Here is a 13,713-nt window from a genome sequence, read left to right as displayed (position 1 = left end):
CCGGCAGGTCACGTTCCGACCGGCGTCCAGTTGGTTGGCTGGTTTTGCAGGCCGGCCACTCGGAGATCAAGGTCGCCTTGATCAGCACGAATATCGACCCGCCCGTCGAAAAACCGTGCCACGCTTTCGACGACCTGCTCCTCGTGGGCGTTCGGGTCGAGCACACAGATACCCAGCCCATCCGCAGTTCCGATCCGGCCGGTGATGGTGTTGAGGAACCGGTACACCGCCCGCACGTCGTCGCTGTAGACGAGCAACGGCGTCAGCGTGATGATGCCGGTGCGGACTCGCGTGTAGCCGCTGGCGTACGTCGACTCGTACTGACCGGAGTACTCGATACCGATACCGGTCAGGTCCGCCGGCGTGTTGACCGTGGACACGTTGTCCTCCGACAGGTCGCCGCTTTCCTGTGCGCAATCGATAACACGAACTCGCTCGCGGTCGAGCGCACCGCCGTGGCGCTCGAAGTCCTTGAGCATCGTTGTGGCGTCGCTGTCTGTCGCGACGAGGACGGTCCCGCCGTTGGTATCGGGACTACAGAGCAGTCGCAGTCCCATCTCCCGCGCGCCGCTCAGACCGGGCCCGGTCACGAGCAGGCTCGTTCCTGGCTCGACTGGATTCAGCGGTAGGTCGTCGAACGTGTATCGGTCGTCCTGTTGCTGTGCCATTAGCGGTCCCCCTGTAGCCGGCGTCGCAGCAGCAGTTGGTCCTCAACCTCGTCAGCGAACCGCTGGAGGTCGTCTCGTTCGGTCTGCGTGTAACGCCGCGGTTCGCCGTCGGTGCAACAGACGGCACCAATTGCGTTCCCCTCCCTGTCTGTAATTCGGACGCCGGCGTAGGACCTGATATTGAGCTGTTTCAGCGCGTCGACCTCGGCAAAGCGTGGGTCTTCGTGGGTGTCTTCGACGACCATCGTCTCGTCCGAGAGAATCGTATGGGTGCAGATGGTGTCCTCGCGGGCGAGGGTCCGCCAGTTGGCTCCCTCACACGCCACGAACCGCTCCTCGTGTTCGTCCATGAGGCCGACAAAGGCCACGTCGATGTCGAAGTGACTGGCCATAAGCGCCGTCAGCCGGTCGAACGCGTCGATTGCCGCCAACTGGTCGACATCGTACTGCTGGACGGCGGCCAGCCGCTCCGTCTCGGTCTCCGGAACCGGGTAGGCCGCCTGCGTTACCTCGGCGGCAGCCATGGCAGCCACATCTGCAAGCCGCTCCCGGGACTCCGGAACCGTCCGCGGCACGTATTCGACGACCTGCTCGGGCCCGCCGCGGGGGAGGTCCGACGGCGCGTGTTCCGTATAGAGAGTCACAACACAGGCCGGATTCACTGCACGGACCGCGTCTACCACGTCGAACCCGTCCCCGTCTGGAAGGTCGAAGGCCGTCACAACGCAGTCGACCGACCGGTCAAGTGCTGCGGTCAACGTATCGAGGGACCCAACTCCCTCGACAGCGAGTCCGGCGTCGGCAAGTGCGTCGGCCGTCTCGGCGCGCTCGTCGGCGTCCGGCTGGACACAGAGAACGGTCGGCGAATCACTCATCACGACCAGACGTTCACGGACTAACACACAAATGGTTGGCGGCCACGCTCGGTGGAAAACGAAGGCTTTTGCCGTGGGACTGCCGACTCTGCGTCAAATGAATGACGACGCTGTCCGGAGGTGGGTATCGTGACTCGCGATTTGACTGAGATTACGGTCGTCGGCGAGGACGACACGGGCCTCATCGCCGAAGTGACCTCGCTCCTGTTCGAGCGCAGCATCAACATCGAAGACCTCGATCAGGCTGTCCGAGAGGGGGTCTTCCGGATGACCATGCGCGTCGACACGTCCGGGATGGTGACGACGGAGGAGAAACTCCGCGAAGACCTCACCGAACTGGGCGACGCACTCGGCGTCGACGTGCAGGTCCGGTTCCCCGCCGACCGCGAGACCCAGACCATCGCCGTCCTCGTCACAAAGGAGTCTCACTGTCTGGAGGCGCTGTTCGAGGCGTGGGCCAACGGCGACCTCGGGGCCGACATCGAGGTGGTCATCGGGAACCACGACGACCTCGAACCGCTGGCGGCCAAATACGACGTTCCGTTCCACGACATCGGCGACGAGAAGGGGACGCCGGACGAGGACCAACTGCTCGATCTGCTCGCACAGTACGACGCTGACCTCATTGCGCTGGCCCGGTATATGCGCATCCTCTCGCCCGATGTCGTCTTCCGGTACGAGAGCCGGATCATCAACGTCCACCCGAGCCTGCTCCCCGCCTTCCCCGGTGCGTCGGCATATATGCAGGCTATCGAGGAGGGCGTCCGCATCGCTGGCGTCACCGCCCACTACGTGACGACGGATCTGGATCAGGGACCGATCATCACCCAGCGCGCGTTCAACGTCCCCGACGACGCCACTGAGGAGGAACTCCAGCAGATCGGCCAGCCGCTCGAAGCCGAGGCACTCATTGAGGCCATCAAGCTCCACCTCGACGACGAGGTGAACGTCCATCGTGGCCGGACGAAACTGCGGGACCCCGAGGAAACCTCGGCCCAGCTTGGTGCACCGGAGAAACTCGACCAGCTGAACCCCGACCGTCCGATCGACGGCCTTGGCGAGTTCGTTGCCGAGGACGACGAACTCGAAGCCGACGACTGAGACACCGCCGCTCGGCGTCTCACTCCGGAAACGGTGGCGCAACGGGGCTGTTTCTGGACGTGACGCCGCGAACGCTTCGAGCGACGGTGCGTGCTCGCATGTCAGCCTTGCTTGTTGCTGACGGTCCATCCTTCTGGCTGTAACTGCGGCAATCGATTCGCCACCCCGCGGTGGCGACAGTCTCGGAGAGCATCCAGAACATGAAGCGGTCGGCTCCCTCTATGTGTTGCAAAGCAGGCCTGCCGACACAAAAACTGGACTCCGGGCCGCACAGACATATGCCGTGGTTCAGTCCAGAACCGGTCGAGCTCGCGACAGGAAGTCGGACCGGTCGACGAGTCGCTTCGCGGCGGCGAACGCGAGTACCCCGATAGCCACGCCAGCCACGGTGTCTGAGAGGTAGTGCGTGCCGAGATAGACCCGCGAGAACGACACCGTCGCCGCGAGGCCGGCGACGACGCCGAACGGAAGCCGCGGCGACTGGCGCGCTGTCATTGCAAAGACGACGACGGCGGCCGCGTGACCGGAGGGAAACGACGTGGCGACGGTGCCGGTGTCCCCGGTCATACACACCGGGGCAGGCGGAAACGGCCGCTGCACTGTTTGCATAAGCACCCCGACAACGACGCCAGTCAGCACCAGCGCCACGGCAGCTATCAGGAGCTCGTCTTCCCAGCCGGCCAGACCGAAGAAACCGAGAAACACGACTGCCGCCGCCGCCGAACCCAGCCCGGTCACCGAGGTCAGGACCTTCGTGAGAAGTGGGCTCCGGAGCTCAAGTATCAGCGACACTGTCTGGTCGTCGATAGCGACGATAATATTGATGAGTTCGCTGACGACCTCCTCCATGTGCCACAGTTGAGGGGCTGCTGTGGTATATCAGCACCGGCGATTGTCGGCGAGGCGGCAGCGCCGCCGTGTCACACCGGCGTCAGAGTTCGCTTGCGGCATCGACAGCCTCGTCGAGTGACGGCGCGTCGAACACGTCGCCGCCGACGTAGGCGTTTGTGCCGGCGCAGTAGAGGTCGCGCGCGACTTTGATTACGTCGTCATCGAGCGGTTCCGGTGACTCATCACAGAGCGCCTTCCAATCGGCGACGCCCTCTACATCGGCCTCGTTTTTCGCCTCGCCCACGGCCTCGACCCACTCGGGCTGGGTTCGCTTGTGGTACTGGCGGATGACCTCCTTCGAGACCTGCTGTCCCTCGTAGGAGAAGCGGTTCTCGTCGAACGTGCCGACCACGTCGGCCACGCGGATCTCTCCGTCGTAGTACAGACACTCGATTTTCCCGTCCTCGTGGATCAGGTTGGCCTCGGCGGCCTGTTCCGTAACGATGTGGTTGACTGCCCGAGCCAGCTCTTCGAGGCGGTCGATGCTGGCCGCGCCGGCGATCCGGTCGGCCGCCTCACGGTCGAGGTATCGGTCCTGTTCCTCGTATTTCGTCGAGAACTCGACGATGGGCTCGTCGAGGTCGACGACTTCCTCTGGCCAGGTGTCGTAGTCAAGGCCGTGGTCGGCAGGCTCGGTCCGGGACCGCAGTGACGATCCGACGCCGACCCGGTTCCGAAAGACGATCTCCAGGGGAATGAGGTAGTTCTCGTTGGCTCCCGCGTGGTAGGCGTCGTAGTCGTAGCTCCCGTCCTCGAAGGGGAGGTCCGGGACCTGCGTGAGTTCGATGACCATCTCCTCGGGGGCGGCGTCGGCCGACAGCGCCTCGCCGAGGTCGAGTACCTCGTCGCTGTCGGGGAGCCTCACGCCCTCGTAGTGGGTCGGGACGTGGTTCTCCTCCAGTAGCTGGAAGTTGTACGCGCCCATCGTACACAGCGACGCGCCCTTGTCGGGGATCTGGTCCGGCATCTTCCCCCAGTCGAATACGGAGTAGTCGTCCGTGAACACGAACGCGCCGCGGCCAAGCCCCTCGGCCGTCGCCGGTTCGTCCACGCGAAATTCCTTGACGCTCGTCATTGTGCCCGCCTTTCGGGCCGGGGACAAAGACGTTTCTCATACTGTCGGCTGTAACTATTGTAAGATATTCGCGGTAGCGAAATTCTTCACAGACAGTATCACTCGCGCTCGGAAGGCAAGGTTTTCTGTCGGGCCGTCGACTGACTGTCTGATGGCTTCCAGTCTGTTGGTCGAGGCTGCGATCATCGTCGCCGCGACGGTCGCGATATGGAAAGGGAGCGACTGGCTCGAATCATCGAGCGAGCGGCTCGCGACGTACTACGGCCTCCCAGACGTCGTTCAGGGCGCGATCATCGTTGCCGTCGGGTCAAGTTTCCCGGAGGTCGCGACGGTCGTCGTCGCGGCGCTTGGCGGGTCAATGCCGCTTGGCGTCGGCGCAATCGTCGGGTCGGCAATCTTCAACATTCTCATTATTCCCGCAGCTGCGGGTATTGCCACGGACGACGAACTCGAATCGAGCCGGACACTCGTCTACAAGGAGGCGCAGTTCTACATGCTCGCCGTCTCAGTCCTGCTTATTACGATGGCGCTTGCGGTCATCTACTATCCCGGTGAGGCCACACTCACTGGCGTTATCACGCGGCCGCTGGCGGCGATTCCGCTCGCGCTCTACGGACTGTACGTTTTCATCCAGTATCAGGATACGGCCGACCACGACCCCGAAGAGGACTGGACTGCCGACATCTCGGTCGGGCGGGAGTGGCTCTTCCTCCTGCTGGGCCTGGCTGTCATCCTCGTGGCTGTAGAGAACCTGGTCCACGCCGTCGGCGTCATCGGCCGGGCCGCCGGCGTTCAGGAGTTTCTGCTCGGTGTGACGATTCTCGCGGCGGCGACGAGTCTCCCCGACACGCTCGTCAGTGTTAGAGCAGCCCGCGACGACCGCGGGGTCACGTCGCTCGCAAACGTTCTCGGCTCGAATACGTTCGACCTGCTTGTCGCTATCCCGCTTGGCGTTCTCATTGCCGGCACGTGGACCGTCGACTTCGCGATGGCCGTGCCGATGTTCGGCGTCCTGACCGGGGCAACGATTCTTCTGTTCACCGTCCTCCGAACTGACCTTGTGTTGAGCGAACTCGAATCGTATGCGTTGCTCGGCGCGTACGCGGCTTTCGTTGCCTGGGTTATCGTCGAGACTGCGGGCTGGGTCGGTGGCGTATTGCCGACCTGATGGAGTGTTCCCGGAATTGCAGCTGCTTGTCTCCCGGAACACGGGGCCCTGTCGACCTTGTGATCCGTGTGCGTACCCATACGCTTTTGACCGTTCTTTCCCTCCTGTCCAGCAATGCCGGACGTCCCAGAGACCGTCGGTACTCCGGACGGCTCCACCGAGTTCGAGCACCGTCCGACGACTGACCAGTCGTTCGAGAACGCCCTCGCCAAGGCGAGAAACGGGACGCGACTGACAGTTGACGACGCCGTCGAACTCTTTACTACGGGCACTGACCGGGACGGTATCGACCACGACCGGAAAGAGCAGGTGCTCGAAGCGGCCGACCGCCGTCGGGCCGAGGTCGTCGGTGACGAGGTCACCTTCGTCGCGAACCTCAACAACAACGTCACAACGGCCTGCAACACGGGCTGCCTGTTCTGTAATTTCAAGGACCGCTCCGAGCAGTTCCGGAGCGATTATCAGGAGGACCACGGCGGCTTCACGAAGACGCCGAGCGAATCCCGTCAAATCGTACAGGACGCTCTTGACCGGGGCATCTACGAGGTCTGCTCGGTGTCTGGACTCCACCCCGCGCTCGCGCTGGACGACGAACACCGGGAGATACTGGAGACGAGCGACCGCGGAGACCTGAACTACCGCTCGCCCGACGAGTACGAGACGGACCCGGCCACATACTGCGAACAGCTCGACGCGATGAACGTCGGCGACATCCATCTCCACTCGATGACGCCGGAGGAAGCCTATCACGCCCGCCGGGGCACTGACTGGTCCTACGAGGAGGTGTTTAGCCGACTGCAAGACGCCGGGCTCGACAGCGTCCCCGGCACGGCTGCCGAAATCCTCGTCGACGAGGTCCGTGACGTTATTTGCCCGGGAAAGATCCGCACTGACGAGTGGCTCGAAGCGATGGCGGCGGCTGCGTCGGTTGGCCTCGATATGACCTCGACGATGATGTACGGCCACGTCGAGAACGAGTACCACCGTGCGCTGCACCTGCAGCGCATCCGTGACCTGCAGGACCGAACCGGCGCAATCACAGAGTTCGTCCCGCTATCCTTTGTCCACGAGGAGACGCCGCTGTACGAACGTGGCATGGTCGACGGCGGCGCGACGGTCGACGAGGACGAACTGATGATCGCCGTCTCACGGCTCTTCCTCGACAACGTCGACCACATTCAGGCCTCGTGGGTCAAATACGGTGACACGCAGGGGTTGAAGATGCTCACCTGCGGCGCGGACGACTTCATGGGGACGATTCTCTCAGAAGAGATCACCAAGCGCGCTGGCGGCGACTACGGCGAGTTCCGGTCGTTTCAGGAGTACGCCGACATGATCACTGCCATCGGCCGGACGCCCGTCGAGCGCTCGACGGACTACGAGCAGCGCCGCGTTATCGACCCCGACGCCGACGTGCTCGGCCCGCAACTCGGACCACGGGCTGACGGAACGCCATTACTCGACTGAATTAGTGGACCACGGCTGGGCACTGGCCGTGGCCGGTGTGGTAGAGTATTCCGCCTGGAACTGCTGTCAGAGGCACGCCCAGGCATGATATATATTGGTACGCCAGCGTATGTGTAGATACCGCCTAGACTGCTAGGTGATTGTTGTCCAGTGTCTGTTTGGCCGTGGCGACCGTTCACCTGCAGACTGGCCGCCGGAGTCACAGCGTCACTGGATTCACACCCCGGTCCAGTATCGACCGGAACCGGTCGCCAGCGTCATTATCGGCCTCGATAGCCGCCTCGATGGGGGCAGAGAGCCAGCCGTCGTCGACGAAGTGGTCGTAGACCGGCAACCGCTCGCTCAGTGGCACCTCGGCGGCCTCGGCGACGGCGGTCAGTTCCTGCAGCGCGGGCCACTCGTACTCGGGGTTGATGTGGTCGACTGTGACCGGAGAAACGCCGCCCAGGTCGTCGATACCACAGTCAGTCAGGTCCCGGGCGGGCGCGAGGTTCGGGGGGACCTGTACGGACACTTCTTCGGGAAGGGCCGCGCGGGCCATTGCTGTCACCCGGCGCATTGTCGCCAAGTCGGGGGAGCCGCCCTGCCAGCGCTCGTTCTCGACGACGGGCTGGATGATGACCTCCTGAATATGGCCGTAGCGTTCGTGCATCTCTCGGATAGCGAGCAAGCTCTCTGCGCGGTGGTGCCAGTCCTCGCCGATGCCGACGAGAATGCCCGTTGTGAACGGAACGCCGAGTTCGCCGGCCACCCGGAGGGTGTTGAGTCGCTGACCGGGGTTTTTCGCCCGCGGGCCACCGTGTGCCTGAACCTCTGTGGTCGTCTCAAGCATCACGCCCATCGAGGCGTTCAGGTCGGCGACGTGGGCCATCTGCTCGCGTGTCTGGTCGCCGGGGTTGGCGTGCGGGAGCAACCCCTCCTCCAGCGCGATTTCGCAGGCTTCCCGGAGGTACTCGTGGATGGAGTCGTGGCCCCACTCGGCGAGCTGGTCGTGGACCGCGGTGTAGCGGTCGTCCGGGTCGTCGCCGAAGGTAAACAGCGCCTCGGTACAGCCGGCGTCGGCCCCGCGGCGGCAGGTCTCCCGGATCTCTTCGCGGTCCATCAACTCTGCCTGCCCCGGCGGGTCGTAGTACGTGCAATAGGTGCAGGTGTAGCGGCAGGCGGTCGTCAGGGGTAAGAACACGTTCCGGCAGTAGGACAGCGCCGACGCGGCCTCGACATCTTCGGGCATCACCGACAGCAGTCGCTCGATGTCGGCGTCCGAAATCTCGATAGCGATGTCATACGCGTCCGTGCCGGGTATCACGTCCCGGGGTGGGCACCCCACGGACAAAAACCTTCAGTCGTGTGTGATGGCCTGTGCCAGTAGTTGTGGACGGTCGAAACTGGCCACATGACAACAGAATCAGTGTGTCGCGACACGCCGGTTACTTGTGAACCGTTATCAGCTCCGAAGTGCCGCGTGATCGACGACATCTCGGTGACCGCTACTGCTTAGTCCGCCGGCGTCACTGTGGTGTCACCCGAATCCCGAAGCAGTTTCGTGGCGAACACCTGCCGTCGGGCGTAGAAAAAGTACACGTAAGGGACCTTCGCCAGCAGGTCGAGAAACGCATAGGTGATGCTGACACCGACGTAGGTCGCGAATCCAAGTCCTTCGGGGCCAGCAAGCCAGACGAGCGGATACGCGATCCACAGCAGCCCGACGTGGTTCTTGAGGAGGCTAAACAGGCCGATACGCTGTGGGTCGTCCGGAACCGAGCGCGGGAAGATGAGGTACAGATAGGCAAACAGCGAGATGTGGAACACTGCCGAGACGCCGAACAGCGCCCATTTCAGTGTCCCGGCGGCGACGACCGCCCCGACGCCTGCAAGTATCATCAGGGCGTCTGCCGCCATGACCCCGAAAATCGCGCGTCGCGACGCGCCGGCAGTATACCCGATAAACCCGACCAGCAGCGGCGTCGTCACCACCCAGTCGAGATATCGGAACCCGACAAGCGTCGTCTCGCCGATGGTTACGGTACCAATACCGAACACCATCGCAACGTACGAGATACCTGCAACCCCGGGTATAAGCGCTAGTGCCGCCAGAATTGGCCGTTCGTCGGACCCCTCAAGCGACGCATAGAGGAACCCGACGATGGCGACACCGACCGCAAAGCCAGCGGCGGTTATCCCGTACACGACTGAAACGGCGTCCATCAGTCGTCACCTCCAATTGACGGCGACCCTACGGCGCGCATCTGGCTTGCCGCTGTGGTATCTGTGTTAATGGTAAACAGTCGAACTCGAGATTCGAGGTCGTCAACCGCGGTTTCACGGAAGGAATCGAGTGAGTCGGAAATCGACTTGACGACGTCCCGCTGCCGACGGATCTGTGTCGACATTTCTTCCGCAGTCGTCGCTGTCTCCGCGCTTGCTTCGGTGACATCCGCTATCGAGTCGGCCGTCGCTTGAACGGTGTCTGCCTGCTCCGAGGTAGTTTCTCGCATCTCTTCGATGGAGGCTGAGATGTCGTCGACGGCCTCCGCGATTGTCGCAATTTCCGACAGGGCCGATTCGACGGTCTCAGTACCAGTTTCGACTCGCGTCTCCGTCGCCTGTATCGAGTCAGTCACCTCCTCTGTCTGCTCAGATACCTCCGCGATGACCGTTGCTATCTCGTCAGCCCGCGACTGCGTCTCTTCAGCAAGTGACTTGACTTCGTCTGCAACGACGCTGAACCCGTTCCCGTCCGCACCGCTGCCCTGTCCACCAGCGCGAGCGGCCTCTATCGACGCGTTCAGTGCCAGCATATTTGTCTGCTCCGCGATCTCTGAGATGATATCCGCGATGTCCGTTATCTCGGCCATTCGCTGCTGGAGGGTTTCGACCTGTGTGACAGCGTCAGCTGCATCAGCCTGTATCTGGTCCATCTCCGTCAGGGCTGTTTCCGAGGCTGTCCGAGCGTCACTGCTGGCTTCCTCGACCTCACTGCTCCGGTCGGCAAGGTCGTCAATTGTTGCAGCAATTTCCTCTGCTGACGCGCTCACGTCCTGAATATCGACTGCAGCTGATTCGAGTTTTGTCTGCTGGTCGGTTGCTTGCGTCTGGATATCGGCGACCGTTTCGACAGCCGCGTCGACCTCCTGCTGGACTCGCCGACTCGTTTCGGTTATCTCGTCAGTTTCAGTTGTGATACGCTTCGAAACGGCGGTGACCGTCTCGATCGTCTCCTGTAACTCATCCATCATCCTATTGAACGACTGGCCGACGGTCTCCATAGCGTCATACTCAGTGGCCACATCGACACGCTGCGTGAGATCGCCGTCTGCGGCGGCTGCCATGACTGTCCCGTACTCTGTTGCAATGTCCTGGTAGGCTGTGGCGAGTTCCTTGGCTTCCTCCTCAGCAGCCTCTGCCTCTGCCTGTGCCTCGTTTGCGTCAGTCTGTGCCTGTTCGAGGTCTGCCCTCGCGGCCTCCATCTCTGACAGTCGATCGCGCAACGAGACGCGCATCTGCTCGATAGAGTCAGCAAGGTCCCCGAACTCGTCGGTACGCGTCGAGTCGATTTCGATATCGAGGTCTCCGTCTGCCACCCGTTGTGTCTGTGCTGATAACTCGGTGATGCTGGCAACCGTTTCGGCTGCGTTGATCGAGCCAAGCGTCAGTAAACCGGCGATGCCGGCGACGACTGTCGATGCAACATCTTGTGTTACCACCCCGACAGTGATAAGCAGGGTAGCCGTTGCGATGTATCCGACACCGAGCTTGGCCCCATAGCTCTGCTTGACACTAGAAATAGTCACATATGGATAGTAGTCTGCAACTACCTAAATGTAAACTCGGAAGTATCAGTATTGATACTAGGGCGGCTGAGACCTCGGTCAAACTACCGAAATCGCTCCACGTCGACCCGTCCACCGGTGGCTGTCAGCTCGAATCCTGACTGTTTGAGCCAGTCGGCGGCCGCGCCGTCGCTGTGTAGCAGCACCTCAGCGAGGTCATCCGGTTCGTCGATGTCGGTCGCAAGCCGCCGTGAGTCAACTTCGGTAACGCTGGCTCCTACGTCTCGGGCGGTCTCCCGATGGTCGCGGATAGACGCGCCGTGGTAGTCGACCCTGAACTCCGGATGCCGACAGACGAAGGCGTTCGTCCCACCGCCTAGACCCGGAGCCAGCACCACATCGGCTTCGGGAGCAAGCAGTCGTTCGATGCTTTCCCGGGTCACAAGCGGGAGGTCGGCCATCACGACGGCGAGTGCCCCTTCGTCGTCAGTCACCGTCGACGCGAGCAGGTCGTTGACGAGCGGGTCAAGCCCGCGGTCGTCGACGGTGACCGGAACGGCACAGTCGAGGGGCGCTGTCGAGATGACTTCGGGTTCGTGGCCCGCTGATGTCACTGCGTCGACGACGTCTGCAAGCATCGCTTCGGTAAAATCACGGCGCTCGTCGGGAGAAAGAACGGATGCGAGTCGCGTTTTAGGGGTAGACCCCGAGACGGGGACGGCGAGACGCATTACAGCTTAGAGTATTCGTCCTCACTCATCTGGGCGTACGCGTAGTAGCCGCCACCGACCAGCAACAGGAGGACGATGAGTCCGCCACCGACCAGCAGCAGCGTTTGCTGGGTCTGAGCGCTCTGCTGGGCCTGCTGTGCTTGGCTCTCGGCCTGCCCGGCGAGGTCCTGAGCGTTCTGGAAGTTCCCGTTCTCGTATGAGGAGATAGCGCTGCTGACCAGTTCCTCAGCGCCTTCGTTCCCACCGGCCGCGTCGATTGCAGCCTGTGCGTCGTCGATCGCCTGCCTGGCCGCCTGACTCTCTTCGGTGTAGTGGTGGGCGGTGTCGCTGCGGAACTCCTCTTCGTTGTTGCCGCTGACTCGACTGAGCGCGGCGACCTGATAGTTCTGCGCCGGCTCGTACGTGTAGTTCGAGATGGCCGGCGTCGTGCCGACAAGTTCGACGCGAACTTGGTCACCGTTATTATCGATCTCCAGATCCTGTTCGAAGGACTGGTCGCCGTAGGTTTCTTGATTCACCTGATTCCCCGCACGCAACACAGTGACCGTCCAGCTAACGTTCTGAAGTTCGGTCGAACCGGCGAGCGTCCACTCGTTCGGTGCGTCGGTGAACGGGTCGTCTATCGTGTACGTCACCGACACCTCTTCGCCGACGGCACTCTCGGTTGGCACCCCGTCGGCAGAGACAGAGAATGCACTCGCTGTGCCGGCGGTCGCGAGCAGTGCGACGACACAGAGGAGTACGGCGGTCTTATTAGAATAGCGGATCAAGTTCATCTTCGTCGTCTTCGACCAAGTCCTCTAAGTTATCTTCGCTTTGGTTACGGATATCGTCGATGTTGTCCTGTGCCTCGATGGCGACCTGCTGGAGTTCCTTGATCCGTGGAACGTTGTGAACGCCAGCCAGCAGGATGGATGCGGCCACTTTCGGGGCGTTAGTCGGATAGTCGCCACCGCGGACCTCCATCGAACCGGTCTGCTCCTCGAGCCACTTCCGGCCGCGTTCTATCCCCTTCCGGTTCAAGTGCTCTGGCGGCCCTGCCATCACGAGCAGGGCACGCTCTGCACCTTCGATCTCACAGGGGAGTGTCAGCCGGCCGAGCGCGGCTTTCCGAACGAGCGACGTGATACGGTTCGTCGTGTTAGCCGTATCCATGCTATCGTCTGACGAGTCGTCGCCCTTGAACCGCGAGAGCAGGCCGCCGCCGCCAGAGGATACCTCGACGTCCTCGGAGGCGTAGCCGACGGTGGACACGCCGCCGCCGTCGAGCGTGTTGATGATCTCGGAGGAGTCGACGACGCTTTCGGCGACGTTATCGCCAGCCTCGATCTCACCAGCCCCAAACAGCACGCCGAAGCGCCGGACGATCTCCTCGTTGATGTGGTCGTAGCCGCCTTCGACGGACTCGCCAGTCTGTCGCCAGGCGTCGTTGTCGAACACCATCAGGTTGTCCACCTCGCGCACGAACGTCTGGAACGAGCGGGCGGCGTTGAGGGTATAGATGCCACCCTCGTCACTGCCCGGCAGGACGCCCAGACCGTACACCGGTTCGGTGTAGATGCGCTTGAGGTGTTTTGCGACGACCGGCGACCCGCCCGATCCGGTCCCGCCGCCGAGACCGGCGACGATGAGGAAGGCGTCGACTTCGTGGACAGGGATGTTGTCAATCGCACCCTGCACCTCGTCGATATCCTCTTCGGCGATTTCCGCGCCGAGTTCGTTGTCCGCGCCCACGCCGTGGCCCTTGACGCGGGCCTGGCCAATGAGCACTCGATTCTCTTCCGGAATGTGTTCTAGCCCAAGCAGGTCTGCTTTTGCTGTATTAACCGCAACAGCCGAGCGGACGATTCCCGAGCCGGTTTCCTTGTCGTACTCGAGAAATTTGTCCACAATTTTGCCACCGGCCTGCCCGAAGCCGATCATCGCCAGTTTCATTATATGGTTCTCCGCTTAAAGGGTCAAAGAGC

General features: G+C 62.4%; 13 protein-coding genes. 3 read left to right on the top strand and 10 right to left on the bottom strand.

The window, feature by feature from the left end; genetic code table 11:
- Positions 1–8: 8 nt before the first annotated feature.
- Together G9463_RS06015 and G9463_RS06010 are read right to left on the bottom strand one after the other, a co-directional pair.
- On the bottom strand, positions 9–668 hold the full coding sequence (locus G9463_RS06015; RefSeq protein ID WP_011224708.1) for a hypothetical protein: 660 nt from the start codon (positions 666–668) through the stop codon (positions 9–11).
- Positions 668–1,543, bottom strand: coding sequence for a GAF domain-containing protein (locus tag G9463_RS06010; protein WP_127013676.1), 876 nt, complete (start codon positions 1,541–1,543; stop codon positions 668–670). Before G9463_RS06010 ends, G9463_RS06015 begins: the two co-directional genes overlap by 1 nt.
- A gap of 120 nt (positions 1,544–1,663) precedes the next feature.
- Between G9463_RS06010 and G9463_RS06005 the strand changes: the two genes are divergently transcribed.
- Positions 1,664–2,644 carry a formyltetrahydrofolate deformylase gene (locus G9463_RS06005; RefSeq protein WP_007189147.1) on the top strand — a complete coding sequence of 327 codons (981 nt, stop codon included), beginning with the start codon at positions 1,664–1,666 and terminating at the stop codon, positions 2,642–2,644.
- Positions 2,645–2,932: 288 nt separating this feature from the next.
- Here the strand turns inward: G9463_RS06005 and G9463_RS06000 are convergent, their stop codons facing one another.
- Together G9463_RS06000 and G9463_RS05995 are read right to left on the bottom strand one after the other, a co-directional pair.
- On the bottom strand, positions 2,933–3,493 hold the full coding sequence (locus tag G9463_RS06000; RefSeq protein ID WP_165896231.1) for a phosphatase PAP2 family protein: 561 nt from the start codon (positions 3,491–3,493) through the stop codon (positions 2,933–2,935).
- 82 nt (positions 3,494–3,575) lie between these two features.
- Complete coding sequence (locus G9463_RS05995) at positions 3,576–4,610, bottom strand: phosphoribosylaminoimidazolesuccinocarboxamide synthase (protein WP_165896230.1); 1,035 nt, start codon at positions 4,608–4,610, stop codon at positions 3,576–3,578.
- Between the two features lie 151 nt (positions 4,611–4,761).
- On the opposite strand from G9463_RS05995, the gene G9463_RS05990 reads away from it, so the two are divergent.
- Positions 4,762–5,778, top strand: a complete 1,017-nt coding sequence (locus G9463_RS05990) for a sodium:calcium antiporter (protein ID WP_165896229.1) — start codon at positions 4,762–4,764, stop codon at positions 5,776–5,778.
- A gap of 114 nt (positions 5,779–5,892) precedes the next feature.
- Positions 5,893–7,245, top strand: a complete 1,353-nt coding sequence (gene cofH, locus G9463_RS05985; RefSeq protein ID WP_004964161.1) for a 7,8-didemethyl-8-hydroxy-5-deazariboflavin synthase subunit CofH — start codon at positions 5,893–5,895, stop codon at positions 7,243–7,245.
- A 199-nt stretch (positions 7,246–7,444) separates the two neighbouring features.
- Here the strand turns inward: cofH and cofG are convergent, their stop codons facing one another.
- The 6 genes from cofG to G9463_RS05955 all read right to left on the bottom strand — a co-directional run bounded on the left by cofG (position 7,445) and on the right by G9463_RS05955 (position 13,681).
- Positions 7,445–8,551 carry a 7,8-didemethyl-8-hydroxy-5-deazariboflavin synthase subunit CofG gene (gene cofG / locus G9463_RS05980; RefSeq protein WP_007189144.1) on the bottom strand — a complete coding sequence of 369 codons (1,107 nt, stop codon included), beginning with the start codon at positions 8,549–8,551 and terminating at the stop codon, positions 7,445–7,447.
- Between the two features lie 188 nt (positions 8,552–8,739).
- Entirely contained in the window at positions 8,740–9,450 is a 711-nt protein-coding gene (gene sop1 / locus G9463_RS05975) for a sensory rhodopsin I (protein WP_004964156.1), read from the bottom strand.
- Positions 9,450–11,036, bottom strand: a complete 1,587-nt coding sequence (gene htr1, locus G9463_RS05970) for a sensory rhodopsin I transducer Htr1 (RefSeq protein ID WP_165896228.1) — start codon at positions 11,034–11,036, stop codon at positions 9,450–9,452. Before htr1 ends, sop1 begins: the two co-directional genes overlap by 1 nt.
- An 83-nt stretch (positions 11,037–11,119) precedes the next feature.
- Positions 11,120–11,746 (bottom strand): 2-phospho-L-lactate guanylyltransferase, encoded by a 627-nt coding sequence (gene cofC, locus G9463_RS05965; RefSeq protein WP_011224716.1) that lies wholly within the window; start codon positions 11,744–11,746, stop codon positions 11,120–11,122.
- Positions 11,746–12,522, bottom strand: a complete 777-nt coding sequence (locus G9463_RS05960; RefSeq protein WP_004964147.1) for a hypothetical protein — start codon at positions 12,520–12,522, stop codon at positions 11,746–11,748. Before G9463_RS05960 ends, cofC begins: the two co-directional genes overlap by 1 nt.
- Positions 12,500–13,681, bottom strand: a complete 1,182-nt coding sequence (locus G9463_RS05955; protein ID WP_004593875.1) for a tubulin/FtsZ family protein — start codon at positions 13,679–13,681, stop codon at positions 12,500–12,502. Before G9463_RS05955 ends, G9463_RS05960 begins: the two co-directional genes overlap by 23 nt.
- Between the last annotated feature and the right edge of the window lie 32 nt (positions 13,682–13,713).

Origin of the sequence: Haloarcula sp. JP-Z28, assembly GCF_011440255.1 — an archaeon.
In the GTDB taxonomy this organism is placed as follows: Archaea; Halobacteriota; Halobacteria; order Halobacteriales; family Haloarculaceae; genus Haloarcula; species Haloarcula marismortui.
This window is presented reverse-complemented; position numbering and strand designations above follow the sequence as displayed.